Source organism: Pseudomonas sp. 203-8 (assembly GCF_020708595.1).
Classification (GTDB): Bacteria; Pseudomonadota; Gammaproteobacteria; order Pseudomonadales; family Pseudomonadaceae; genus Pseudomonas; species Pseudomonas aeruginosa.
The window spans coordinates 531,497-556,601 of record NZ_JAJFDF010000002.1 but is presented as its reverse complement, the minus strand read 5'-3'; the positions used below and the strand labels follow the sequence as shown (position 1 = coordinate 556,601).

Annotated in this window: 17 protein-coding genes; 16 read left to right on the top strand and 1 reads right to left on the bottom strand. The window is 66.4% G+C overall.

Annotated features, from left to right (window positions below; translation table 11 throughout):
* Nucleotides 1-175: 175 nt before the first annotated feature.
* Complete coding sequence (locus tag LJF27_RS06010; protein WP_003159527.1) at nucleotides 176-3,163, top strand: autotransporter domain-containing protein; 2,988 nt, start codon at nucleotides 176-178, stop codon at nucleotides 3,161-3,163.
* Nucleotides 3,164-3,556: 393 nt separating this feature from the next.
* On the opposite strand, the gene LJF27_RS06005 is transcribed toward LJF27_RS06010, so the two are convergent.
* On the bottom strand, nucleotides 3,557-3,988 hold the full coding sequence (locus LJF27_RS06005; protein WP_003104261.1) for a hypothetical protein: 432 nt from the start codon (nucleotides 3,986-3,988) through the stop codon (nucleotides 3,557-3,559).
* Between the two features lie 314 nt (nucleotides 3,989-4,302).
* Between LJF27_RS06005 and argF the strand changes: the two genes are divergently transcribed.
* From argF to LJF27_RS05930, 15 genes are all read left to right on the top strand, one after another.
* On the top strand, nucleotides 4,303-5,220 hold the full coding sequence (gene argF, locus LJF27_RS06000) for an ornithine carbamoyltransferase (protein ID WP_003092090.1): 918 nt from the start codon (nucleotides 4,303-4,305) through the stop codon (nucleotides 5,218-5,220).
* A gap of 4 nt (nucleotides 5,221-5,224) precedes the next feature.
* On the top strand, nucleotides 5,225-6,307 hold the full coding sequence (locus tag LJF27_RS05995; protein WP_003092092.1) for an ABC transporter ATP-binding protein: 1,083 nt from the start codon (nucleotides 5,225-5,227) through the stop codon (nucleotides 6,305-6,307).
* A 106-nt stretch (nucleotides 6,308-6,413) separates the two neighbouring features.
* On the top strand, nucleotides 6,414-7,193 hold the full coding sequence (yaaA, locus tag LJF27_RS05990; RefSeq protein WP_003092094.1) for a peroxide stress protein YaaA: 780 nt from the start codon (nucleotides 6,414-6,416) through the stop codon (nucleotides 7,191-7,193).
* Nucleotides 7,194-8,094: 901 nt separating this feature from the next.
* On the top strand, nucleotides 8,095-9,405 hold the full coding sequence (gene algD, locus LJF27_RS05985) for a GDP-mannose 6-dehydrogenase (RefSeq protein WP_003110461.1): 1,311 nt from the start codon (nucleotides 8,095-8,097) through the stop codon (nucleotides 9,403-9,405).
* Between the two features lie 139 nt (nucleotides 9,406-9,544).
* Complete coding sequence (alg8, locus tag LJF27_RS05980; protein ID WP_003119545.1) at nucleotides 9,545-11,029, top strand: mannuronan synthase; 1,485 nt, start codon at nucleotides 9,545-9,547, stop codon at nucleotides 11,027-11,029.
* 82 nt (nucleotides 11,030-11,111) lie between these two features.
* Nucleotides 11,112-12,281 (top strand): alginate biosynthesis protein Alg44, encoded by a 1,170-nt coding sequence (gene alg44, locus LJF27_RS05975; RefSeq protein WP_003092101.1) that lies wholly within the window; start codon nucleotides 11,112-11,114, stop codon nucleotides 12,279-12,281.
* 13 nt (nucleotides 12,282-12,294) lie between these two features.
* Nucleotides 12,295-13,722, top strand: a complete 1,428-nt coding sequence (gene algK, locus LJF27_RS05970) for an alginate biosynthesis TPR repeat lipoprotein AlgK (protein ID WP_003112887.1) — start codon at nucleotides 12,295-12,297, stop codon at nucleotides 13,720-13,722.
* A complete protein-coding gene (gene algE, locus LJF27_RS05965; RefSeq protein ID WP_003110464.1) occupies nucleotides 13,719-15,191 on the top strand; it encodes an outer membrane porin AlgE in 1,473 nt (490 codons plus the stop codon). Before algK ends, algE begins: the two co-directional genes overlap by 4 nt.
* 20 nt (nucleotides 15,192-15,211) lie before the next feature.
* On the top strand, nucleotides 15,212-16,843 hold the full coding sequence (gene algG, locus LJF27_RS05960) for a mannuronan 5-epimerase AlgG (RefSeq protein WP_003110465.1): 1,632 nt from the start codon (nucleotides 15,212-15,214) through the stop codon (nucleotides 16,841-16,843).
* A 12-nt stretch (nucleotides 16,844-16,855) separates the two neighbouring features.
* On the top strand, nucleotides 16,856-18,280 hold the full coding sequence (gene algX, locus LJF27_RS05955; RefSeq protein ID WP_003092107.1) for an alginate biosynthesis protein AlgX: 1,425 nt from the start codon (nucleotides 16,856-16,858) through the stop codon (nucleotides 18,278-18,280).
* 3 nt (nucleotides 18,281-18,283) lie between these two features.
* The gene (gene algL, locus LJF27_RS05950; RefSeq protein WP_003092108.1) at nucleotides 18,284-19,387 is read left to right on the top strand and encodes an alginate biosynthesis protein AlgL; all 1,104 of its coding nucleotides are present in this window, start codon (nucleotides 18,284-18,286) and stop codon (nucleotides 19,385-19,387) included.
* A gap of 229 nt (nucleotides 19,388-19,616) precedes the next feature.
* The gene (locus tag LJF27_RS05945; protein WP_003110467.1) at nucleotides 19,617-21,179 is read left to right on the top strand and encodes an MBOAT family O-acyltransferase; all 1,563 of its coding nucleotides are present in this window, start codon (nucleotides 19,617-19,619) and stop codon (nucleotides 21,177-21,179) included.
* 14 nt (nucleotides 21,180-21,193) lie between these two features.
* On the top strand, nucleotides 21,194-22,369 hold the full coding sequence (gene algJ, locus LJF27_RS05940) for an alginate O-acetyltransferase (protein WP_003092111.1): 1,176 nt from the start codon (nucleotides 21,194-21,196) through the stop codon (nucleotides 22,367-22,369).
* A 72-nt stretch (nucleotides 22,370-22,441) separates the two neighbouring features.
* Nucleotides 22,442-23,092, top strand: coding sequence for an alginate O-acetyltransferase AlgF (gene algF, locus LJF27_RS05935; protein ID WP_003092112.1), 651 nt, complete (start codon nucleotides 22,442-22,444; stop codon nucleotides 23,090-23,092).
* A 196-nt stretch (nucleotides 23,093-23,288) separates the two neighbouring features.
* A complete protein-coding gene (locus LJF27_RS05930) occupies nucleotides 23,289-24,734 on the top strand; it encodes a mannose-1-phosphate guanylyltransferase/mannose-6-phosphate isomerase (RefSeq protein ID WP_003092113.1) in 1,446 nt (481 codons plus the stop codon).
* Nucleotides 24,735-25,105: the final 371 nt, after the last annotated feature.

Here is a 25,105-nt window from a genome sequence, read left to right as displayed (position 1 = left end):
GTCGGCTGAATCGCCAGGCATCAGGCTGGCCGATGGGCGCGGTAGAGGGGAGGCGTGCCGTTTGTCCGGCTGTCAACTATCCACCTGGGAATTCCGGCGCGGCGAAAGCCGGTGCTAAACCTTGTCTCTTCGAGTCCACCCCTGTCCGACAAGACCAATAAAGCGTGGAGACCGCATGACCGACGACCACTCCTTCCGCCCTCGCCCCACCTCGTTGTCAGCCGCCCTGCTGCTGGGCGCCTGGATCGCACAGCCGGCCACGGCCGCCTATGTCGAAGCCGGTCGGCCCGGCGATCCGGCCAGTTGGCGCTCCGCCGAATACCAGCAGGACTGGGGCCTGGAACGGATGCGGGCCGACCAGGCCTATGCCGCCGGCATCGACGGCCAGGGCGTGAAGATCGGCGAGATGGACTCCGGTTTCGACCCGAGCCATCCGGATACTCCCGCCTCGCGCTACCAGCCGGTGACGGCCAGCGGCACCTATGTCGACGGCACGCCGTTCAGCGTCAGCGGCGCGATGAACGGCAACAACGACTCCCACGGTACCCACGTCGGCGGCACCCTCGGCGCCTCGCGCGACGGCGTCGGCATGCACGGGGTGGCCTACGCGGCACAGGTGTATGTCGCCAACACCAACCAGAACGACAGCTTCCTGTTCGGCCCGACGCCCGACCCGAACTATTTCAAGGCCGCCTACCAGGCGCTGGCCGACGCCGGGGTGCGGGCGATCAACAACAGTTGGGGCAGCCAGCCCAAGGACGTCAGCTACGAGACCCTCGACGGCCTGCACGCCGCCTATGCCCAGCACTACGGGCGCTCCACCTGGCTGGACGCCGCCGCCGGCGTCTCCCGCCAGGGCGTGATCAACGTCTTCAGCGCCGGCAACAGCGGCTACGCCAACGCCAGCGTGCGCTCCGCCCTGCCCTACTTCCAGCCGGACCTGGAAGGCCACTGGCTGGCCGTGTCCGGCCTCGACCAGCAGAACGGCCAGCGCTACAACCGCTGCGGCATCGCCAAGTACTGGTGCATCACCACGCCCGGCCGCCTGATCAACAGCACCATGCCCGGCGGCGGCTACGCCAACAAGTCCGGTACCTCGATGGCCGCGCCCCACGCCACCGGCGCGCTGGCCCTGGTCATGCAGCGCTATCCGTACCTGAACAACGAGCAGGCGCTGCAGGTTCTGCTGACCACCGCCACCCAGCTCGACGGCACGCCGACCGGCGCCCCCACCGACACCGTCGGCTGGGGCGTGCCGGATCTCGGTCGGGCGATGCATGGGCCTGGACAATTGCTCGGCCGCTTCGAGGCCAACCTCCCGGCCGGCCTGCGCGACGAATGGAGCAACCCGATTTCCGATAGCGCCCTGCTCCAGCGCCAGGCCGAGGACGCCGCCGAGCACGCGGCCTGGCAGCGGACGCTGAAGGACAAGGGCTGGGAAAACGGCTTGCCGGCCGGTGCCAGCCAGCAGGAACGCACCGACTATGCCATCGGCATGGCCCGCGACCAGGCCGCCGCCCAGCGCCAGTACCAGGGCAGCCTGGTCAAGGCCGGTGCCGGCAGCCTGGTCCTGAGCGGCGACAGCACCTATCGCGGGCCGACCCTGGTCGATGGCGGGCTGCTCAGCGTCGACGGTTCGCTGCTGTCCGCCGTCGAAGTCAATGCCGGCGGCACCCTCGGCGGCAGCGGCAGGATCGGCGGCCTGCTGGCGCGCTCCGGCGGCACGGTGGCCGCGGGCAACTCCATCGGCACCCTGGAGGTCGCCGGGGACCTGCGCTTCGAATCCGGCTCGACCTACGCGGTGGAGCTTTCGGAAAGCGCCAGCGACCGGATCGTCGCCAGCGGCAAGGCGAGCATCGCGGGCGGCAACGTCACCCTGGCCATGGAAAACAGCCCCGACCTGCTCAGCCAGTCCCAGGTCGAGAGCCTGGTCGGCCGCCGCTACGACATCCTCGACGCCGCCGGCGGCATCGACGGGCGCTTCGACGCGGTATTGCCGAACTACCTGTTCCTCGGCGGCACCCTGGACTACGCGGCCAACGCCATCCGCCTGGATATCGGACGCAACGGCACGACCCTCGCCAGCGTCGCGCAGACGCCCAACCAGGCGGCGGTCGCTGGGGCCGTGGAAACGCTCGGCGCCGGCAACCCGGTCTACGAAAGCCTGCTCCTGTCGGAAAACGCCGCAACCGCCCAACGGGCCTTCCAGCAATTGTCCGGGGAAATCTACCCGGCGCTCGCCGGCCTGTTGCTCAACGACAGCCGCTATCTGCGCGACAGCGTCGGCGAACGCCTGCGCCAGGCCAGCGACGGCGAGGCCGGCGGGGAGGCTCCCGAAGGCTGGTTCAAGGCGCTCGGCTCCTGGGGCAAGAGTGCCGATGGCAGCCACGGCAGCGAAGGCTACCGGCATTCGGTCGGCGGCTTCCTGCTCGGCGTCGACAGCCAGGTCGCCAGCGACACGCGCCTCGGCCTGGTGGCCGGCTACAGCAACAGCTCGCTGAACATGGACAGCAGCCTGCAATCCTCCGCCAGCATCGACAGCTACCACCTCGGCGCCTACCTCGGCCGGCAATTGCAGCAATGGCGCCTGAGCCTGGGCGCGGCGCACACCTGGCACCGCGCCGAGGTCAAGCGCGACCTGCAATACGGCGCCGTGGCCGGCAAGCAGAAGGCCAAGCTCGACGCACAGAGCAGCCAGTTGTTCGCCGAGGCCGCCTACGCGCTGGGTTGGCGCAGCCTGGAGCTGGAACCCTTCGCCGGGCTGGCCTACGTGCACGTCGCCAGCGATGACTTCCGCGAACGCGGTAGCGCCGCGGCCCTGGAGGGTGGCGACGACAACCTGGACGCCGCCTTCACCACCCTGGGCCTGCGCGCGAAACGGCATTTCGAGCTGGATGCCGGACGCCGCCTGGCGCTCTCCGGCACCCTCGGCTGGCGCCACAACCTGAGCGACACCACCCCGCAACGGCACCTGGCGTTCGCCAGCGGCAGCCAGCCATTCAGCGTGGAAAGCGTGGCCCTGTCCCGCGACGCCGCGCTGCTCGGCGTCGACGCCAGCCTCGCGGTGAATCGCGAAGTGAGCGTGCGGCTGGGCTACAACGGCCTGCTGGGCAGCCGCGAGAAGGACCATGGCGTCGGACTGGCCGTCGACTGGCGTTTCTGACTTCGGTTACGAGGGCATGCCAGCCGTTGGATGGGTTCCGGCGGGCGGCAAGGGGAAAAAGCCACTTCATTGCCCTCGGTCACGAAACCGCTGCAAATATGAGAAAAAGACCTAACTAAAGGATTCATGCGAAATGCATAGCGCTATACTGTCCATCCAGCGCTGTACTATCCCTTCCAGCGCTGATCGCGACCCGGTGCCCGCACCACCGTGCCGCACGAGCCCCGGAGATCCGCACCTCCGGGGCTCACCTTTTGCTCCTCTCGCACCCTCCTTCCCCGGCTGAGCCCCTCCCCCTGCAAATCCGCGACGAATGGCTGCAATCCGGCAATCCGATGAACGAGCGGCCGAACCGCGGGCGCCCAGGCTGCCTGCGCACAGTCGCGGAACGGGTCAGGCCTGGCGGAAGAAGATCATGCCGAACAGCACCGCCAGGGCGCTGAGGAACGACAACCCGGTTTGCCCCAGGACCATCAGGATCGCGGCCGCCGCCGTGCTCAGCGCATGCCAGCCCCAGAGCAGGCACGACAGGTTGAGGACGATGCCGGCCAGGGCCAGGTGACGCTTGCGGCTGCGCCTGAGCAGGCCGGCCAGGCCCAGCACCAGGCCGCAGGTCGATACCGCGAAGACCGCCAGCAAGGCGGCGAACAGGCCGAGCAGATGGTTCTCGTCGCTGAGGTCGATCCGCTCGCCGAGCGCCAGCGCCATCACCGCCAGCGCGATGGCGACCCCGGCCAGGGCGAGGAACAGCGACAGGCCGCCCAGCCGCGATTGGCGCAATGGCCGTGCCGGCGGCGCGGCGGCGAGTGTTTCTCCCGTGTGCATGTTCGACCTCCCTGGTCCGAAACCCGCCTCCTCCATGAAGGTATTCGGGCGCGCACAGCATAAAGCGTCGCCCCGCCCAACCGATAGATCGACGAGGCGGGACTTTGGCGGCGGGACAACGGCGAAGCCCCGGGAAAAACCCCGTAACCCGCGCCTTCCAAGCCCCTCCTTGTGTTTCCGCGACATTTCCTTATAAGATCGCGCCTTCCCCTATTTTCCCGCACGTTGCGGTCCCGCCGCAGGTCCAGTCCCGTTTTCTCTCGCGAAAGCCGGCCAGTGCCTCGGCCAGCAGTAAAAATAAAAGGTAGTCAGCGATGAGCGTACGGCACTTTCTCTCGTTTATGGATTACAGCCCCGAAGAGCTGATCGGTCTGATCCGCCGCGGCAGCGAGCTGAAGGACCTGCGCAACCGAGGCGTGCTCTACGAGCCGCTGAAGAGCCGGGTCCTGGGCATGGTCTTCGAGAAGGCTTCGACCCGTACCCGCCTGTCCTTCGAAGCCGGGATGATCCAGCTCGGCGGCCAGGCGATCTTCCTCTCCCCGCGCGACACCCAGCTCGGCCGCGGCGAGCCGATCGGCGACAGCGCCCGGGTCATGTCGCGGATGCTCGACGGCGTGATGATCCGCACCTTCGCCCACGCCACCCTGACGGAATTCGCCGCGCACTCGAAGGTGCCGGTGATCAACGGCCTGTCCGACGACCTGCACCCCTGCCAGTTGCTCGCCGACATGCAGACCTTCCACGAGCACCGCGGCAGCATCCAGGGCAAGACCGTGGCCTGGATCGGCGACGGCAACAACATGTGCAACAGCTATATAGAAGCGGCGCTGAAGTTCGACTTCCAGCTGCGCGTGGCCTGCCCCGAGGGCTACGAGCCGAAGGCCGAGTTCGTCGCCCTTGCCGGCGACCGCCTGCGCGTCGTCCGCGACCCGCGCGAGGCGGTGGCCGGCGCGCACCTGGTGAGCACCGACGTGTGGGCCTCGATGGGCCAGGAAGACGAAGCCGCCGCGCGCATCGCCCTGTTCCGTCCCTACCAGGTGAACGCCGCGTTGCTCGATGGGGCCGCCGACGATGTACTATTCATGCACTGCCTGCCGGCCCACCGCGGCGAGGAAATCAGCGAAGAGTTGCTGGACGACCCGCGCTCGGTAGCCTGGGACCAGGCAGAGAACCGTCTGCACGCGCAGAAGGCCCTCCTCGAATTGCTGATCGAACACGCCCATTACGCCTGAGCCCATGAGCCACGACCTGCTGCTGAACCTGAAAGATCTCGCCTGCGGCTACGCCTCGCAGAAAGTGGTGCAGGACCTCGACCTGCACCTCAATGCCGGAGACATCGGCTGCCTGCTGGGTCCTTCGGGATGCGGCAAGACCACCACCCTGCGCGCCATCGCCGGCTTCGAACCGGTGCTGGCCGGGCAGATCGAGCTGGGCGGCGAAGTCATCTCGCGTCCCGGCTTCACCCTGGCGCCGGAGAAACGCCGGATCGGCATGGTGTTCCAGGACTACGCGCTGTTCCCCCATCTCAGCGTGGCCGACAATGTCGGCTTCGGCATCCGCAAGCATCCACAACGCGAACGCCTGGTGCGCGAGCTTCTGGAGCTGGTCAAGCTCGACCACCTCGCCGCGCGCCACCCCCACGAACTCTCCGGCGGCCAGCAACAACGGGTGGCCCTGGCCCGCGCGCTGGCGCCCGAACCGCTGTTGCTGCTGCTCGACGAACCCTTCTCCAACCTCGACGTGGAACTGCGCCGCAGCCTCAGCCAGGAGGTTCGCGAGATCCTCAAGGCACGCGGCACCAGCGCGATCCTGGTGACCCACGACCAGGAAGAAGCCTTCGCCGTCTGCGACCACATCGGCGTGTTCAAGGAAGGTCACCTGGAACAGTGGGACACTCCCTACAACCTCTACCACGAGCCGCTGACGCCCTTCGTCGCCAGCTTCGTCGGCCAGGGCTACTTCATTCGCGGCCAGTTGCTCAGCCCCGATACGGTGCAGACCGAACTCGGCGTGATCCGCGGCAATCGCGCCTACAGCCTGCCTTCCGGCAGCGCGGTAGACGTCCTGCTGCGCCCGGACGACCTGGTGCACGCGCCGCAGGGCGAGCTGAAGGCGCGGATCGTCGGCAAGACCTTCCTCGGCGCCGCCACCCTGTACCGCCTGCAATTGCCCACCGGTACCCAGCTGGAATCGATCTTCCCCAGCCATGCCGACCACCAGCCGGGCGATGACGTCGGTATCCGCGTCGCCGCCGACCACCTGGTGGTGTTCGCCGCCCGGGGCAGCGTCGCCGCGCACCTCGCTCCCGTCCAGGCCTGATACCTCGGCGCCGTTCGGTCGGCGGCGCCTTTCCCTATCGACCGCATAGGTGGAGCCGGACGTCTCCAGCCCCTACAATCGCCCGACGATTCGAGGAGCCTGAACGATGCTGATGGTGATTTCCCCCGCCAAGACCCTGGACTACGAGACCCCGCCGGTCACCCACCGCTTCACCCAGCCGCAATACCTGGACCACGCCCAGGAACTGATCCAGCAACTGCGCCAGCTCACGCCACTGCAGATCAGCGAACTGATGAAGCTTTCCGACAAGCTCGCCGGCCTGAATGCCGCTCGCTACGCCAGCTGGCATCCGGAGTTCACCCCGGAGAACGCCAAGCAGGCGTTGCTCGCCTTCAAGGGCGATGTCTACACCGGCCTCAACGCGGAAGACTTCGGCGAGGACGATTTCGCCTTCGCCCAGGACCACCTGCGCATGCTCTCCGGTCTCTACGGCGTGCTGCGCCCGCTCGACCTCATGCAGCCCTATCGACTGGAAATGGGCACCCGCCTGGCCAACGCCCGTGGCAAGGATCTCTACGCCTTCTGGGGCGAGCGTATCAGCCAGTGGCTGAACGAAGCGCTGGCCGCCCAGGGCGACGACGTGCTGCTCAACCTGGCCTCCAACGAGTACTTCGGCGCGGTGAAGCGCAAGGCACTGCAAGCGCGGGTCATCGACACCGAGTTCAAGGACCTGAAGAACGGCCAGTACAAGATCATCAGCTTCTACGCCAAGAAGGCTCGCGGCATGATGGCTCGCTACGTGATCCGCGAGCGCCTGCGCGACCCGGCCGGGCTGAAGGACTTCAATGCCCACGGCTATTACTTCAGCGCCGAGCAATCCGGCCCGGATCAGCTGGTATTCCTCAGGGACGCCCCGCAAGACTGATCTCCCCGGCCCGCCGTCCTGGCGGGCCGCTCCTCTTTCGGCACGCCGACGCCTCCTGGCGCTACCGTTCGTCCCTCCGACACCCCTGCTGCGTCGCCTTTCTCCCCGGAAAAGCCCTTGTGGCGAATAGGCCTACTCAACCGTTCGTCTGCAAGTCATTCGGAACTGCATCACATTTTTTCACGCCCAGCCCACAGACTTTTCCCCAATTCAAGGCGGAAATGCCATCTCCGGCGTAATCCATTGGCCATTACCAGCCTCCCGCCATTACATGCAAATTACGATTGCAAAGTGCATGGGTCGAAGATTAAGGAATCCTTAAGGTTTGCTTAAGGCGGTAAAAGCGGCTTCTGTTTCATTCCGGTGACGCGGAACTTTCAGCCGCCATGCATTCTGCAACTAGTGGCCATTGGCAGGCATTTAACGGAAAGGCCATCAAGTTGGTATCAAGTGATATCAAACGGATATTTCCAAATATTTCGCGAGCGGGACAAACGGCCGGAACTTCCCTCGCAGAGAAAACATCCTATCACCGCGATGCCTATCGATAGTTATGGGCAGAGCAACTTGAAACCGTCTCGAATAATCGGACTCCGCTCCGAGGGACAAACTCAACCTGTTGAAATTAAAGGCCTTTAGAAACTTGAATTCTATGGACCGAACTAAAACGAAGCATCCAAGGTCGGGTTATGCACCGTTATTGAAACCCACCTGAAACATTAAAGGGCATGAACTTATAACTTGCCCTATTAGAGTGCCGAACAACTAAGCACTCTATTCGAAACTGCCTGAAGGCGGATCAAGGGCTCTGGATCGGGGCTCGTAGTAACGGCTCGCCAGATAGGGAAGTGGCCATACGGCCACCTCATTAACGGCGCGACAAACAATCGAGGTGAATGCGATGCGAATCAGCATCTTTGGTTTGGGCTATGTCGGTGCAGTATGTGCTGGCTGCCTGTCGGCACGCGGTCATGAAGTCATTGGTGTGGATGTCTCCAGCACCAAGATCGACCTGATCAACCAGGGCAAGTCGCCCATCGTCGAACCGGGCCTGGAAGCGTTGTTGCAGCAAGGCCGGCAGACCGGACGGCTTTCGGGCACCACCGACTTCAAGAAGGCCGTGCTGGACTCCGACGTATCGTTCATCTGCGTCGGCACGCCGAGCAAGAAGAACGGCGACCTGGACCTGGGCTACATCGAGACCGTCTGCCGCGAGATCGGCTTCGCCATCCGCGAGAAGTCCGAACGCCACACCGTGGTGGTGCGCAGCACCGTACTGCCGGGCACCGTCAACAACGTGGTGATCCCGCTGATCGAGGACTGCTCGGGCAAGAAGGCCGGGGTCGACTTCGGCGTCGGCACCAACCCCGAATTCCTCCGCGAGAGCACCGCGATCAAGGACTACGACTTCCCGCCGATGACCGTGATCGGCGAACTGGACAAGCAGACCGGCGACCTTCTCGAGGAAATCTACCGCGAGCTGGACGCGCCGATCATCCGCAAGACCGTCGAGGTCGCCGAGATGATCAAGTACACCTGCAACGTCTGGCACGCCGCCAAGGTCACCTTCGCCAACGAGATCGGCAACATCGCCAAGGCGGTCGGCGTCGACGGCCGCGAGGTGATGGACGTGATCTGCCAGGACCACAAGCTCAACCTGTCGCGCTACTACATGCGTCCCGGCTTCGCCTTCGGCGGCTCCTGCCTGCCCAAGGATGTACGCGCCCTCACCTATCGCGCCAGCCAGCTGGACGTCGAGCACCCGATGCTCGGTTCGTTGATGCGCAGCAACTCCAACCAGGTGCAGAAGGCCTTCGATCTCATCACCAGCCACGACACCCGCAAGGTCGGCCTGCTCGGCCTGTCGTTCAAGGCCGGCACCGACGATTTGCGCGAAAGCCCGCTGGTGGAGCTGGCCGAGATGCTCATCGGCAAGGGCTACGAGTTGCGCATCTTCGACCGCAACGTCGAATACGCGCGTGTCCACGGGGCCAACAAGGAATACATCGAGTCGAAGATCCCGCACGTCTCCTCACTGCTGGTCTCCGACCTCGACGAAGTGGTGGCGAGTTCCGATGTGCTGGTGCTGGGCAATGGCGACGAGCTGTTCGTCGACCTGGTGAACAAGACCCCGAGCGGCAAGAAGCTGGTCGACCTGGTGGGCTTCATGCCGCACACCACCACTGCCCAGGCCGAGGGCATCTGCTGGTAGCGGGCCGCCCCCTGGCCCCGTGAGCCGGTAAAGAACCTCTTTATCGCCCTCGGACCAAAGGCCGTCTCCGCGGCGTGCGCCATAACAACAACAAGCGCACGCCGGCGTCGAGGCCAAGGTCCCCAGCCCGATGGAACTGATGATGGAAACTTACAAACGTGGCCTCGCCGAAGCCACCGGCTGGCTGGTGTTCCTCAGCCTGCTGATGGTGCTCGCGCTGGCAGTGCCGAAGACCGTGTTCGACGCCGACTCCAAGGATTTCATCCTGCTTATCGGCGCCGTCGGCATCTGGCGCTACTCCATGGGCGGCGTGCACTTCCTGCGCGGCATGCTGTTCCTCCACGTGGTCTACCCGTACTACCGCCGGCGCGTGCGCCAGTTGGGCAGCGCGGCCGACCCGTCGCACGTGTTCCTGATGGTCACCAGTTTCCGCATCGACGCCCTGACCACTGCCATGGTCTATCGCTCGGTGATCCGCGAAGCCATCGACAGCGGCTACCCGACCACCGTGGTCTGCTCCATCGTCGAGATGTCCGACGAGGTCCTGGTCCGTTCTCTGTGGGAGAAGATGAACCCGCCGGACCGGGTCAGCCTCGACTTCGTGCGGATTCCCGGCACCGGCAAGCGCGACGGCCTGGCCTATGGCTTCCGCGCGATTTCCCGGCACCTGCCGGACGACGACGCGGTGGTCGCGGTGATCGACGGCGACACCGTGCTCGACCACGGCGTGGTGAAGAAGACCGTGCCCTGGTTCAAGCTCTTCCCCAACGTCGGCGGCCTCACCACCAATGAATTCTGCGAAGTGCAGGGCGGCTACGTGATGAGCGAGTGGCACAAGCTGCGCTTCGCCCAGCGCCACATCAACATGTGCTCGATGGCCCTGTCCAAGCGCGTGCTGACCATGACCGGACGGATGTCGGTGTTCCGCGCCCGGGTGGTGACCAACCCCGAGTTCATCACCGACGTCGAGAACGACCACCTGGAGCACTGGCGCCTGGGTCGCTTCAAGTTCCTCACCGGCGACGACAAGTCCAGCTGGTTCAGCCTGATGCGCCTGGGCTACGACACCTTCTACGTGCCCGACGCGGCGATCAACACGGTCGAGCACCCGCCGGAGAAGAGCTTCATCAAGGCCAGTCGCAAGCTGATGTACCGCTGGTACGGCAACAACCTACGGCAGAACTCGCGCGCGCTCAAGCTCGGCGCGCGGCGCCTGGGCTGGTTCACCATGCTGGTGCTGTTCGACCAGCGCGTCTCGATGTGGACCAGCCTGCTCGGCCTGGTGGTGGCGATCCTCGCCAGCCTCAAGTACAGCATCGCCTTCCTGCTGGTGTACCTGCTCTGGATCGGCCTCACCCGCCTGGTGCTGACCCTGCTCCTCTCGCTCTCCGGGCACCGCATCGGCCCGGCCTATCCGCTGATCCTCTATTACAACCAGATCGTCGGCGCGCTGGTGAAGATCTACGTGTTCTTCCGCCTCGACCGGCAGTCCTGGACCCGCCAGCCGACCAAGCTGGAGCGCGGCCTGGCCAGCTTCCAGCGCTGGTTCAACGCCTGGTCGTCGCGGGCCATGACCTTCTCTGCCGCCAGCATCTTCGTCGCCGTGCTGCTGACCATCGTATGACCACCGAATCGACTACGGACAACGCCAGGGCCGCGGCCCGCGCGCAAATCGACCCAGATTGGACCGAACAGGACCCGACACCATGAATACAGCCGTCAACGTCAACGTCGTGCACGAATCCGAAGCCCAGCGCCAGTTCGCCCGGGTCAAGCTGCCGGCGCGCATCCGCTACATCGGCGCCAACCGCGAAGGCGTCGACGCACGCCTGCTGGATCTCTCCGCCGGCGGCTTCGCCTTCACCGCGAGCGGCGCGCCGATCCAGCCCGGCGACCTGTACAAGGGCAAGCTGCTGTTCCAGGTCGACAGCATCAGCTTTTCCCTCGAAGTGGAGTTCCAGGTGCGCTCGGTGGACCCCGCCAGCCGCCGCGTCGGCTGCGAGTTCCAGAACCTCAAGCCGCGCGAGGTGGCGGCCCTGCGCTACCTGATCACCTCCTACCTGGCCGGCGAGGTGATCGGCGTCGGCGACATGCTCAACACCCTCCAGCGCGAGAACTTCACCAAGGCCCGCAAGCAGGGCGGCGGCAACGGCGGGATGGGCTTCTTCGGCCGGGTCCGGGCGGTGACCCTGAGCACCGCGATCTTCGTCGTCGGAGTCGGCGCCTTCGCCTTCATCCTCAACCAGATGTACAACCTGTACTTCGTCACCCATGCCGATTCCGGCGTGGTCAGCGTCCCCAACCAGCAGATCACCATGCCCCGCGAGGGCACCGTGCAGAGCCTTCTCGGGCCCAACGCGGAAGTCGCCAAAGGCGCGCCGATCGCTACCTTCTCGGCCAACCTGCTGGACATGCTCAAGGGCAACCTGACCGAGGAGCAGCTCAACCCGGGCAACATCGAGAAGCTCTTCGGCCACCAGATGAAAGGGACCCTGACCAGCCCCTGCGACTGCCGCGTGGTCCAGCAACTGGTAGCCGACGGGCAATACGCCAACAAGGGCCAGGTGATCTTCACCCTCGCGCCGCGCGACAGCGTGGCCAGCATCGAGGCGCGCTTCCCCTACCGCAACGCCGCCGAGCTGGCGCCGGGCACCCGGGTGAACTTCCAGGTCGCCGGCGACGGCGTCAACCGCAGCGGCCGCATCGTCAACACCGCGCCGGTGGACGGCGACCTGTCCTCGGAAATCCGCGTGCAGATCCAGCCCGACCAGCCGCTCGACGCCCAGTACGCCGGCCGCCCGGCCGAGGTCAGCATCGGCGGCCTGCCCGGCCGCACCCTGCTGAACAAGGCCGTGACCCTGGCCACCGCTCGCTGACCGGTACCCGACCATGAAGATGCCCATCCTCCCTCCCCTGCCCCTGGCGTCCCGGCACCTGCTGCTGGCCTCGGCCATCGCCCTGGCCGCCGGCTGCGCCGGACTGCCCGACCAGCGCCTGGCCCAGGAGGCCCTGGAGCGCGGCGACCTCGCCACCGCCCAGAGCAACTACCAGGCCCTGGCCGCGATGGGTTACGCCGACGCCCAGGTCGGCCTCGCCGACATGCAGGTCGCCAGCGGCGACAGCGCCCAGCAGGCCAAGGCCGAAAAGCTCTACCGCGAGGCCGCGCAGACCTCGCCGCGGGCCCGCGCGCGCCTTGGCAAGTGGCTGGCGGCCAAGCCCGGCGCCAGCGACGCCGAGCACCGCGAGGCCGAGCGCCTGCTCAGCCAGGCCTTCGAACAGGGCGAGGACAGTGCCCTGGTGCCGCTCATCGTGCTCTACCTGCAGTACCCGCAGTCCTGGCCGGAAATCGACCCGCAGCAGCGCATCGACCAGTGGCGCGCGCGCGGACTGCCGCAGGCCGACCTGGCGCAGATCATCCTCTACCGCACCCAGGGCACCTACGCCCAGCACCTGGGCGAGATCGAGCAGGTCTGCCAGCGCTGGCTGCGGCGCATGGACGTGTGCTGGTACGAACTGGCCACGGTCTACCAGATGCAGGGCAACGCGGAAAAGCAGAAGGTCCTGCTCGAACAGCTGCGCGCCGCCTACAAGGCCGGCCGGGTGCCCGGCGAGCGGGTCGACTCGGTGGCCGGGGTGCTCGCCGACGGCGAACTCGGCCAGCCCGACCCGCAGACCGCCCAGGCGCTGCTGGAAGAGATCGCGCCGAGCTACCCCGCGGCCTGGGTCAGCCTGGCCAAGCTGCTCTACGACTATCCCGACCAGGGCGACCTGGAAAAGATGCTCGGCTACCTGAAGAACGCCCAGGACGCCGCCCAGCCACGCGCCGAACTGCTCCTCGGGCGCCTCTACTACGACGGCAAGTGGGCGCCGCAGGACCCGCGCAAGGCCGAGCGGCACCTGCTCAAGGCCGCCGCCAGCGAACCCCAGGCCAACTACTACCTGGGGCAGATCTACCGCCGCGGCTTCCTCGGCAAGGTCTATCCGCAGAAGGCCGTCGACCACCTGATCCTCGCCGCCCGCGCCGGCCAGGCCAGCGCCGACATGGCCCTGGCCCAGCTCTGGTCGCAGGGCCGCGGCATCCAGCCGAACCGGGTCAACGCCTACGTCTTCGGCCAGCTCGCCGTGCAGCAGCAGGTACCGCAGGCCAGCGACCTGCTCGGGCAGATCGAAGCGCAACTGCCGCCGGCCGAACGCAGCCAGGCGCAGCAATTGCTCAAGCGCGAACAACAGAGCCGCGGCAACAACTGGCAGGCCACCGTCAGCCTGCTGCAGAGCCAGGACTCGCCGATCAACGAAGAAGAGCCAGAAAGCCTATGAACAGCTCCCGTTCCGTCAACCCGCGGCCGTCCTTCGCGCCGCGCGCCCTGTCCCTGGCCATCGCCCTGCTGCTCGGCGCGCCGGCGTTCGCCGCCGGCAGCGGCGAGGCACCGAAGAACTTCGGCCTGGACGTGAAGATCACCGGCGAATCGGAAAACGATCGCGACCTCGGCACCGCTCCCGGCGGCACCCTCAACGACATCGGTATCGACCTGCGGCCCTGGGCCTTCGGCCAGTGGGGCGACTGGAGCGCCTACTTCATGGGCCAGGCGGTGGCCGCCACCGACACCATCGAGACCGACACCCTGCAATCGGACACCGACGACGGCAACAACAGCCGCAACGACGGTCGCGAGCCGGACAAGAGCTACCTCGCCGCACGCGAATTCTGGGTCGACTACGCCGGCCTCACCGCCTACCCCGGCGAGCACCTGCGCTTCGGCCGCCAGCGCCTGCGGGAAGACAGCGGCCAGTGGCAGGACACCAACATCGAGGCGCTGAACTGGAGCTTCGAGACCACCCTGCTCAACGCCCACGCCGGAGTCGCCCAGCGTTTCAGCGAATACCGCACCGACCTCGACGAACTGGCTCCGGAGGACAAGGACCGCACCCATGTGTTCGGCGACATCTCCACCCAGTGGGCGCCGCACCACCGCATCGGCGTGCGCATCCACCACGCCGACGACAGCGGCCACCTGCGCCGCCCCGGCGAGGAAGTCGACAACCTCGACAAGACCTATACCGGCCAGCTCACCTGGCTCGGCATCGAGGCTACCGGCGATGCCTACAACTATCGTTCGAGCATGCCGCTGAACTACTGGGCCAGCGCCACCTGGCTGACCGGCGACCGCGACAACCTGACCACCACCACGGTCGACGACCGGCGCATCGCCACCGGCAAGCAGAGCGGCGACGTCAATGCCTTCGGCGTCGACCTCGGCCTGCGCTGGAACATCGACGAGCAATGGAAGGCCGGCGTCGGCTACGCCCGCGGCAGCGGCGGTGGCAAGGACGGCGAGGAGCAGTTCCAGCAGACCGGGCTGGAGAGCAATCGCTCCAACTTCACCGGCACCCGCTCGCGCGTGCACCGCTTCGGCGAAGCCTTCCGCGGCGAACTGAGCAACCTCCAGGCAGCCACCCTGTTCGGCTCCTGGCAACTGCGCGAGGACTACGACGCGAGCCTGGTCTACCACAAGTTCTGGCGCGTCGACGACGACTCCGACATCGGCACCAGCGGCATCAACGCCGCCCTGCAACCGGGCGAGAAGGACATCGGCCAGGAACTCGACCTGGTGGTGACCAAGTACTTCAAGCAAGGCCTGCTGCCGGCCTCGATGAGCCAGTACGTCGACGAGCCCTCGGCGCTGATCCGCTTCCGCGGCGGCCTGTTCAAGCCGGGCGACGCCTACGGGCCGGGCACCGACTCGACCATGCACCGCGCCTTCGTCGACTTCATCTGGCGCTTCTGAGCCCCGCGAGGAAACCGGACATGCCCGACATTTCCCTTTCGATCCCCCGCCGCCGGCTCCCGCGCCTGCGCCCGCTGGCCGCGGCAGTGCTCGGCGCGGTGCTGCTGCACGGCCAGGCGTGGGCGGCGCAGCCGGTGGAGAAACCGCAGCCGGTCCCGGCGCAGGCCGGCAACGAGCCGGGCCTGACCCAGGGCCTGAAGGAAACCGGCAACTACACGGTGACCACCGCGCCGGCCGAACCGTTGCACCTGGACCCGCCGAAACTGCCCGACCTCTCCGGCTACACCGCCGCCGCGGTGGAAGCCAAGATCGTGCGCAAGCCGGGTGGCCGCGCCAGCGTGCAGCGCATGGTCCAGCAGCAGCCGCTGAAGGAGTTCACCGGTGGCAGCAACCGCCTCGCCGAATGGGTCAAGCGCCAGCGCCAGATGCCCCAGGCGATCTTCATCGAAGGCGGCTACGTGAACCTCGCCCAGCTCGCCGGCAAGCTTCCCGCCAGCGCGCTGGAACAGGTCGAGCCGGGGGTGTTCGTCGCCCGCCTGCCGATCGTGGTCAGCCAGGGCGCGACCCTCGACATCGACAAGCAGGTCAAGGAACTGCGCCTGTCCCAGGAGCGCGGCGCGTTCCTGGTCAACGACGGCATGCTGTTCGTCCGCGACAGCAAGGTCACCGGCTGGAGCGAATCGAAGAAGGAGCCGGCCTGGTTCAAGACGCCCAACGAGTTCCGTCCGTTCCTGATCTCCTGGGGCGGCGCCGAGGTGTACCTGAGCAACAGCACCTTCACCAGCTTCGGCTATAACGCCTCCAAGGCCTACGGCATCTCCATCTCGCAGTACAGCCCGGGCATGGACAAGCAGATGAAGCGCCCGCGCCCCAAGGGCTGGGTGATCGACTCGACCATCGTCGACAGCTGGTACGGCTTCTATTGCTACGAGGCCGACGACCTGGTGGTGAAGGGCAACACCTACCGCGACAACATCGTCTACGGCATCGACCCGCACGACCGTTCGCACCGCCTGATCATCGCCGACAACACCGTCCACGGGACCAGGAAGAAGCACGGCATCATCGTCTCGCGGGAAGTCAACGACAGCTTCATCTTCAACAACCGCAGCTACGAGAACAAGCTTTCCGGGATCGTCCTCGACCGTAACAGCGAGGGCAACCTGGTGGCCTACAACGAGGTCTATCGCAACCATTCCGACGGCATCACCCTCTACGAGAGCGGCGACAACCTACTCTGGGGCAACCAGGTCCTGGCCAACCGCCGCCACGGCATCCGCGTGCGCAACAGCGTGAACATCCGCCTCTACGAGAACCTCGCGGCGGGCAACCAGCTGATCGGCGTGTACGGCCACATCAAGGACCTCACCAACACCGACCGCAACATCGCCCTCGACCCATTCGACACCAAGGTCTCGCTGATCGTGGTCGGCGGCAAGCTCGCCGGCAACGGCTCCGGCCCGCTCTCGGTGGATTCGCCGCTGAGCCTCGAACTGTACCGGGTGGCGATGCTCGCCCCGACCAAATCCTCCGGCATCAGCCTGCCCGGCGTTCTCGGCGAGAAGCAGGACCAGATCCTCGACCTGCTGGTGCGCCAGGACAAGGCGGTGCTGATCGACCCCGTGGAAAGCCAGGCCGAACTCCAGGACTGAGGACCCAGACGCATGAAAACCCGCACTTCCCGACTGTTCCGCCTGAGCGCCCTGGCCGCCGGCCTCTGCCTGGCCCAGGCAGCCCTGGCCGCCGACCCCGGCGCGGCGCCGAGCTACCAGGCGCTGCCGGCCGGCAACCTGTGCCCGGCCGCCGCCGACGACTCGCGCTACAACACCAAGTACCTGGGCTTCTTCACCCACCTGGTGCAGGCCCAGGATGACTGGCTGTTCCGCACCACCTACGACCTGCGTACCGACTTCGGCACCAGCGCCGAAGGCTGGCGCGAACTCCGCGCACTGCGCGACGAACTCAAGCGCAAGGGCATCGAGCTGGTGGTGGTCTACCAGCCGACCCGCGGCCTGGTGAACCGCGAGAAGCTCAGCCCGGCGGAAAAGGCCGGCTTCGACTACGAGCTGGCGAAGAAGAACTACCTGGCGACCATCGCCCGCTTCCGCCAGGCCGGCATCTGGACCCCGGACTTCTCGCCGCTGTTCGACGAGAAGGAGGAGCACGCCTACTACTTCAAGGGCGACCACCACTGGACTCCCCATGGCGCCCGGCGCAGCGCGAAGATCGTGGCCGAGACGCTGAAGCAGGTGCCCGGCTTCGAGGAGATCCCGAAGAAGCAGTTCGAAAGCAAGCGCGTCGGCCTGCTGTCCAAGCTCGGCACCTTCCACAAGGCCGCCGCGCAACTCTGCGGCAACAGCTACGCCACCCAGTACGTCGACCGCTTCGAGACCGAGCCGGTGGGCGCCAGCGACAGCGGCGACCTGTTCGGCGACGGCGGCAACCCGCAGATCGCCCTGGTCGGCACCTCCAACAGCGGCCCGGCCTACAACTTCGCCGGCTTCCTGGAGGAGTTCAGCGGCGCCGACATCCTCAACAACGCGGTGTCCGGCGGCGGCTTCGACAGTTCGCTGCTGGCGTACATGACCAGCGAGGAATTCCACAAGAACCCGCCGAAGATCCTCATCTGGGAATTCGCCACCCACTACGACATGGCGCAGAAGAGCTTCTACCGCCAGGCCATGCCGCTGGTGGACAACGGCTGCTCCGGCCGGAAGACCGTACTCAGCCGCAAGGTCAAGCTGCGCCAGGGCCGCAACGAGGTGCTGCTGAACAGCGCCGCGCTACCGATCCGTAGCGGCAGCTACGTCGCCGACGTGACCTACAGCGACCCTTCGGTACACGAGTTGAAGAACACCATCTGGTACATGAACGGCCGCCGCGAGCAGTTGAAGATCGAGCAGTCGAAAGCCGTCGATACCGGCGGCCGCTACGTCTTCCAGCTGCGCAACGACAGCGACTGGGCCGACCAGCAGTTCCTTTCCCTGGAAATCGAAGCGCCGGAGGACATGCCCCAGGGCCTGGAGGTCCAGGCCAGCATCTGCCAGGCGGCGCCCGCCAAGGCCAGCCAGTCGGTGGCCGGGAGGTAAACGATGAAAACGTCCCACCTGATCCGTATCGCCCTGCCCGGTGCCCTCGCCGCGGCATTGCTCGCCAGCCAGGTCAGCCAGGCCGCCGACCTGGTACCCCCGCCCGGCTACTACGCGGCGGTCGGCGAGCGCAAGGGCAGCGCCGGCAGCTGCCCCGCGGTGCCGCCGCCGTATACCGGCAGCCTGGTCTTCACCAGCAAGTACGAAGGCTCCGATTCGGCGCGGGCGACCCTCAACGTCAAGGCGGAGAAGACCTTCCGCTCGCAGATCAAGGACATCACCGACATGGAGCGCGGCGCCACCAAGCTGGTCACCCAGTACATGCGCAGCGGCCGCGACGGCGACCTGGCCTGCGCACTGAACTGGATGAGCGCCTGGGCCCGCGCCGGCGCCCTGCAGAGCGACGACTTCAACCACACCGGCAAGTCCATGCGCAAATGGGCGCTGGGCAGCCTCTCCGGCGCCTACATGCGCCTGAAGTTCTCCAGCTCGCGGCCGCTCGCGGCCCACGCCGAGCAGAGCCGGGAAATCGAGGACTGGTTCGCCCGGCTCGGCACCCAGGTAGTCCGCGACTGGAGCGGCCTGCCGCTGAAGAAGATCAACAACCATTCCTACTGGGCGGCCTGGTCGGTGATGTCCACCGCGGTGGTGACCAACCGCCGCGACCTCTTCGACTGGGCGGTGAGCGAGTTCAAGGTCGCCGCCAACCAGGTCGACGAGCAGGGCTTCCTGCCCAACGAACTCAAGCGCCGCCAGCGCGCCCTCGCCTACCACAACTATGCGCTGCCACCGCTGGCGATGATCGCCGCGTTCGCCCAGGTCAACGGCGTCGACCTGCGCCAGGAGAACCACGGCGCCCTGCAGCGCCTGGCCGAGCGGGTGATGAAGGGAGTCGACGACGAGGAAACCTTCGAGGAGAAGACCGGCGAGGACCAGGACATGACCGACCTCAAGGTCGACAACAAGTACGCCTGGCTGGAGCCCTACTGCGCCCTCTACCGCTGCGAGCCGAAGATGCTCGAGGCGAAGAAGGACCGCGAGCCGTTCAACAGTTTCCGCCTCGGCGGCGAAGTGACGCGGGTGTTCAGCCGCGAAGGGGGAAGTTGAGGGCGTGGCGGGAAGCGGGCGCACAGGCCGGGGGCCACGCGCCCCTCTACCCCGCTCGCCGACCAGGCGCCACACCCCGACCCATGCGCGACAGACGCGGGCGGGCGCAACACCTTAGGCAACACCACGGGGAGGAAAACGGCGGGTCGTCCCGCCTTTCCTCGAGCGCTCCAGGGCGCGGAAAGGCAGGGCCGACCTGAATGGTTGACGCTCTAGAGAGAGAGACGGCATGGTCTTTTCTTCAAACGTGTTCCTGTTCCTGTTCCTGCCGGTCTTTCTCGGCCTGTACTACCTGAGCGGCGAACGTTACCGGAACCTGCTGCTGCTGATCGCCAGCTACGTGTTCTACGCCTGGTGGCGGGTGGACTTCCTCCTGCTGTTCGCCGGGGTCACCGTCTTCAACTACTGGATCGGCCTGCGCATCGGCGCCGCCGGCGTACGCACCAGGGCCGCGCAACGCTGGCTGATCCTCGGCGTGGTGGTCGACCTCTGCGTGCTCGGGTACTTCAAGTACGCCAACTTCGGCGTCGACAGCCTCAACGAGATCATCACCTCGTTCGGCATGCAGCCGTTCGTGCTGACCCACATCCTGCTGCCGATCGGCATCTCCTTCTACACCTTCGAGTCGATCAGCTACATCATCGACGTCTACCGCGGCGATACCCCGGCGACCCACAACCTGATCGACTTCGCCGCCTTCGTCGCGATCTTCCCGCACCTGATCGCCGGCCCGGTGCTGCGCTTCAAGGACCTGGTCGACCAGTTCAACCACCGCACCCACACCGTCGACAAGTTCGCCGAAGGCTGCACCCGCTTCATGCAGGGCTTCGTCAAGAAGGTGTTCATCGCCGACACCCTGGCCGCCCTCGCCGACCACTGCTTCGCCCTGCAGAACCCGACCACCGGCGACGCCTGGCTCGGCGCCCTGGCCTACACCGCGCAGCTCTACTTCGACTTCTCCGGCTACAGCGACATGGCCATCGGCCTCGGCCTGATGATGGGCTTCCGCTTCATGGAGAACTTCAACCAGCCTTACATCAGCCAGTCGATCACCGAGTTCTGGCGGCGCTGGCACATCAGCCTGTCGACCTGGCTGCGCGACTACCTCTACATCAGCCTGGGCGGCAACCGCGGCAGCACCTTCCAGACCTACCGCAACCTGTTCCTGACCATGCTCCTCGGCGGCCTGTGGCACGGCGCCAACTTCACCTACATCATCTGGGGCGCCTGGCACGGCATGTGGCTGGCGATCGAGCGGGCCCTCGGAGTGAACGCCGCGCCGCGCGTGCTCAACCCTTTGAAGTGGGCGTTCACCTTCCTCCTGGTGGTGATCGGCTGGGTGATCTTCCGCGCCGAGAACCTGCAGGTCGCCTGGCGCATGTACGAAGCCATGTTCAGCTTCGGCACCTGGCAGCTCTCCGAACTGAACCGCGCCAGCCTCACCGGCCTGCAGGTCGGCACCCTGGTCCTGGCCTACCTGGTGCTGGCGTTCTTCGGCCTGCGCCAGTTCTACAACCAGCCATTGCAGACCAAGGCGCCCAAGGCCGCGGCGAACAGCGACGAAGTGGCCGCCGACGGCCCGGCCAGTGCCCAGCCGCGCGCCCCGCGCGAGGCCGCCGGCGACCCGGCGGCGATCGCCTACTCGCCGAGCGGCGCGCTGGTCTACCAGCCGAGCTGGCTCAGCCAGTTGCCCGTCCTGGCCACCCGCCTGGCGCTGCTCCTGCTGTTCGCCGCCTCGGTGCTGAAGCTCTCCGCGCAGAGCTACTCGCCATTCCTCTACTTCCAGTTCTGAGCGAGGCCCACGCCATGACACAGAGCATTTCCCGCCCCCTGCAATACGCCTATATCGCCGCCTTCGGCGGGCTGCTGCTGGGGCTCGCCGGATGGTCGCTGAAGAGCGTGCCGGGCTTCTCCGCCGCGGCCGATACGCCACTGCTCAACGGCAAGCTGGCGCACGCCTTCGAAGCCCACTACGACAAGGAATTCCCGATCAAGCGCCTGGGCACCAACCTCTGGGCCGCACTCGACTACACGCTGTTCCACGAAGGCCGCCCCGGCGTGGTGATCGGCAAGGACGGCTGGCTGTTCACCGACGAAGAGTTCAAGCCGGCACCGAGCGGCCAGCAACTGGAAGACAACTGGGCACTGGTACGCGGCGTGCAGCGGGAGCTGAACCGACGCGGCGTCAAGCTGGTGCTCGCGGTGATCCCGGCCAAGGCCCGCCTGTATCCCGAGCACATCGGCCGCGAGCAGCCGGCCGCGCTGCACGACAGCCTCTACCAGGACTTCCTGGCCCGCGCCCGCGCCGCCGGCATCGACAGTCCCGACCTGCTCGGCAGCCTGCGCCAGGCCAAGGACAACGGCGCGGTGTTCCTGCGCACCGACACCCACTGGTCGCCGCTCGGCGCGGAAACCGTGGCCCAGCGCCTCGGCGCGGAGATCCGCGAGACGCACCTGCTGGATGTGCCGGCGCAGAACTTCGTCACCCGCGTCGGCGAAGAACGCACGCACAAGGGCGACCTGCTCAGCTTCCTGCCGCTCGACCCGCTGTTCGACGAACTGCTGCCGCGTCCGGAGCAGTTGCAGCAACGCACCACCGAAGCCGCGCCGGCACTGCCGGGCGGCCAGCAGTCCGGCGCGGGCGACGACCTCTTCGGCGATAGCCAGCAACCGCGCCTGGCGCTGGTCGGCACCAGCTACAGCGCCAACCCCAGGTGGAACTTCGAGGGCGCGCTGAAACAGGCGCTGTCCGCCGACCTGATCAATTACGCGAAGGAAGGCAAGGGCCCCCTCGAACCGATGCTGGAACTGCTGCAGGACGAAGGCTTCCGCAAGGACCCGCCGCAACTGCTGGTCTGGGAGTTTCCCGAGCGCTACCTGCCGATGGCCAGCGACCTCAGCCAGTTCGACGCCGACTGGGTCGCCCAGCTGAAGGCCAGCGGCGGCCGCGATGAGCGCCTGGCCGCCAGCCGCAACGATTGAACGAACACAGCCAAGGCTGTTTACCCACGGGGCCGAGCGCCCCGCTGAAGAAGAAGCAACGGAGGAATACCCATGAACCCGATGACCCGCCGCCACACCTGGACCCGCCTGGCCTGCGCACTTTCCCTCGGCGTCGCCGCATTCGCCGCGCAGGCCGACGAGGGCGCCCTGTACGGGCCCCAGGCCCCCAAGGGCTCGGCCTTCGTCCGCGCCTACAACGCCGGCAACAGCGAACTCGACGTGTCAGTCGGCAGCACCAGCCTGAACGACGTCGCGCCGCTCGGTTCCAGCGACTTCAAGTTCCTCCCCCCCGGCAGCTACACCGCCCAGGTCGGCCAGCAGAGCCTGCCGGTCAAGCTCGACCCGGACAGCTACTACACCCTGGTCAGCCAGCCCGGCGGCAAGCCGCAGCTGGTGGCCGAGCCGCCGTTCAAGAACAAGCAGAAGGCGCTGGTACGGGTGCAGAACCTCAGCGGCTCGAAGCTGACCCTGAAGACCGCCGACGGCAAGACCGACGTGGTCAAGGACGTCGGCCCGCAAAGCCACGGCGACCGCGAGATCAACCCGGTGAAGGTGAACCTGGCGCTGTTCGACGGCAGCAAGAAGGTCAGCGACCTGAAGCCGGTCACCCTGGCCCGCGGCGAGGTGGTCTGCCTGTACGTCACCGGCAGCGGCGGCAAGCTCGCGCCGGTCTGGGTCAAGCGCCCGGTGAAGGCGGACTGAGACCGACCGGGAGGGGCTCGCCCCTCCCGGCATTCCACACAACAAGACCGGCCCGACACCGGCGCACCAACCGTCAGCGCTCCCGCAGAAGGAGCGCACTGGAGAGGTCACCCGGGGCTCCGTGGAGCCCGGTAACGAGATATCCCGCCGCGCGGCGGGATCCCTAGACAGACGCATCGCTTCAAGGAGAAACAACATGATCCCAGTAATCCTTTCCGGTGGCAGCGGCTCGCGACTCTGGCCTCTTTCCCGCAAGCAGTACCCCAAGCAGTTCCTCGCCCTTACCGGCGACGACACCCTGTTCCAGCAGACCATCAAGCGCCTGGCCTTCGACGGCATGCAGGCGCCGCTGCTGGTGTGCAACAAGGAGCACCGCTTCATCGTCCAGGAACAGCTGGAGGCACAGAACCTGGCGAGCCAGGCGATCCTCCTCGAACCCTTCGGCCGCAACACGGCGCCGGCGGTGGCCATCGCCGCGATGAAACTGGTCGCCGAAGGCCGCGACGAACTGCTGCTGATCCTTCCCGCCGACCACGTGATCGAGGACCAGCGCGCCTTCCAGCAGGCCCTGGCGCTGGCCACCAACGCCGCCGAAAAGGGCGAGATGGTGCTCTTCGGCATTCCCGCCAGCCGCCCCGAGACCGGCTACGGCTACATCCGCGCGAGCGCCGATGCGCAACTGCCGGAAGGCGTCAGCCGGGTGCAGAGCTTCGTCGAGAAGCCCGACGAAGCCCGCGCCCGCGAGTTCGTCGCCGCCGGCGGCTACTACTGGAACAGCGGCATGTTCCTGTTCCGCGCCAGCCGCTACCTGGAAGAACTGAAGAAGCACGACGCCGACATCTACGACACCTGCCTGCTGGCCCTGGAGCGCAGCCAGCACGACGGCGACCTGGTGAACATCGACGCCGCCACCTTCGAATGCTGCCCGGACAACTCCATCGACTACGCGGTGATGGAGAAGACCTCACGCGCCTGCGTGGTGCCGCTGTCCGCCGGCTGGAACGATGTCGGCAGCTGGTCGTCGATCTGGGACGTGCACGCCAAGGACGCCAACGGCAACGTCACCAAGGGCGACGTGCTGGTCCACGACAGCCACAACTGCCTGGTGCACGGCAACGGCAAGCTGGTCTCGGTGATCGGCCTGGAGGACATCGTGGTGGTGGAAACCAAGGACGCCATGATGATCGCCCACAAGGACCGGGTGCAGGACGTCAAGCACGTGGTCAAGGACCTCGACGCCCAAGGCCGCAGCGAGACCCAGAACCACTGCGAGGTCTACCGTCCGTGGGGCTCCTACGACTCGGTGGACATGGGCGGCCGCTTCCAGGTCAAGCACATCACCGTGAAGCCCGGCGCGCGCCTCTCGCTGCAGATGCACCACCACCGCGCCGAGCACTGGATCGTGGTTTCCGGGACCGCCCAGGTGACCTGCGACGACAAGACCTTCCTGCTCACCGAGAACCAGTCGACCTACATCCCGATCGCCTCCGTGCACCGCCTGGCCAACCCCGGCAAGATCCCGCTGGAGATCATCGAGGTGCAGTCCGGCAGCTACCTCGGCGAGGACGACATCGAGCGCCTGGAAGACGTCTACGGGCGCACCGCAGAACCGGCCCTGCAAGTGGTCGCCGGCAGCCGCTGAAGCGTCGACCCGGCCCCCTGGCGGAGCGATCCGCCAGGGGGTTGTTTTTTTCCGACAACCTACGGGATTGACTTTCCCTGGCCCTCCCCATGTTTCCATGAAGTTTCCGGAATATTCACGGGGAGCGGACATCAAGTATTAATGAACCCTTAAAGAAACAGGACTCGGGTTATTAATAAAGGCCACTCAGAAAACACCCGAGATCCATTCCAACCAACCCTGCAAGCCCCTGAAAAAGAGGCTTCCGGCTTTATCCTCCAGTTTCTTCGAGTTCGTTCAGTCTTCATTCAGCCGTTGTTAAGCGAGTCTTAACAAACGTTCAGGCAGCATTCAGCGACATATAAATAACCTCTTCGTACCGCCCTCCCAGT

Excerpts from the sequence above, each read along its gene's own strand:
- LJF27_RS06010 (WP_003159527.1), top strand. The coding sequence starts at position 176 with ATGACCGACGACCACTCCTTCCGCCCTCGCCCCACCTCGTTGTCAGCC.
- LJF27_RS06005 (WP_003104261.1), bottom strand. The coding sequence starts at position 3,988 with ATGCACACGGGAGAAACACTCGCCGCCGCGCCGCCGGCACGGCCATTG.
- argF (WP_003092090.1), top strand. The coding sequence starts at position 4,303 with ATGAGCGTACGGCACTTTCTCTCGTTTATGGATTACAGCCCCGAAGAG.
- LJF27_RS05995 (WP_003092092.1), top strand. The coding sequence starts at position 5,225 with ATGAGCCACGACCTGCTGCTGAACCTGAAAGATCTCGCCTGCGGCTAC.
- yaaA (WP_003092094.1), top strand. The coding sequence starts at position 6,414 with ATGCTGATGGTGATTTCCCCCGCCAAGACCCTGGACTACGAGACCCCG.
- algD (WP_003110461.1), top strand. The coding sequence starts at position 8,095 with ATGCGAATCAGCATCTTTGGTTTGGGCTATGTCGGTGCAGTATGTGCT.
- alg8 (WP_003119545.1), top strand. The coding sequence starts at position 9,545 with ATGATGGAAACTTACAAACGTGGCCTCGCCGAAGCCACCGGCTGGCTG.
- alg44 (WP_003092101.1), top strand. The coding sequence starts at position 11,112 with ATGAATACAGCCGTCAACGTCAACGTCGTGCACGAATCCGAAGCCCAG.
- algK (WP_003112887.1), top strand. The coding sequence starts at position 12,295 with ATGAAGATGCCCATCCTCCCTCCCCTGCCCCTGGCGTCCCGGCACCTG.
- algE (WP_003110464.1), top strand. The coding sequence starts at position 13,719 with ATGAACAGCTCCCGTTCCGTCAACCCGCGGCCGTCCTTCGCGCCGCGC.
- algG (WP_003110465.1), top strand. The coding sequence starts at position 15,212 with ATGCCCGACATTTCCCTTTCGATCCCCCGCCGCCGGCTCCCGCGCCTG.
- algX (WP_003092107.1), top strand. The coding sequence starts at position 16,856 with ATGAAAACCCGCACTTCCCGACTGTTCCGCCTGAGCGCCCTGGCCGCC.
- algL (WP_003092108.1), top strand. The coding sequence starts at position 18,284 with ATGAAAACGTCCCACCTGATCCGTATCGCCCTGCCCGGTGCCCTCGCC.
- LJF27_RS05945 (WP_003110467.1), top strand. The coding sequence starts at position 19,617 with ATGGTCTTTTCTTCAAACGTGTTCCTGTTCCTGTTCCTGCCGGTCTTT.
- algJ (WP_003092111.1), top strand. The coding sequence starts at position 21,194 with ATGACACAGAGCATTTCCCGCCCCCTGCAATACGCCTATATCGCCGCC.
- algF (WP_003092112.1), top strand. The coding sequence starts at position 22,442 with ATGAACCCGATGACCCGCCGCCACACCTGGACCCGCCTGGCCTGCGCA.
- LJF27_RS05930 (WP_003092113.1), top strand. The coding sequence starts at position 23,289 with ATGATCCCAGTAATCCTTTCCGGTGGCAGCGGCTCGCGACTCTGGCCT.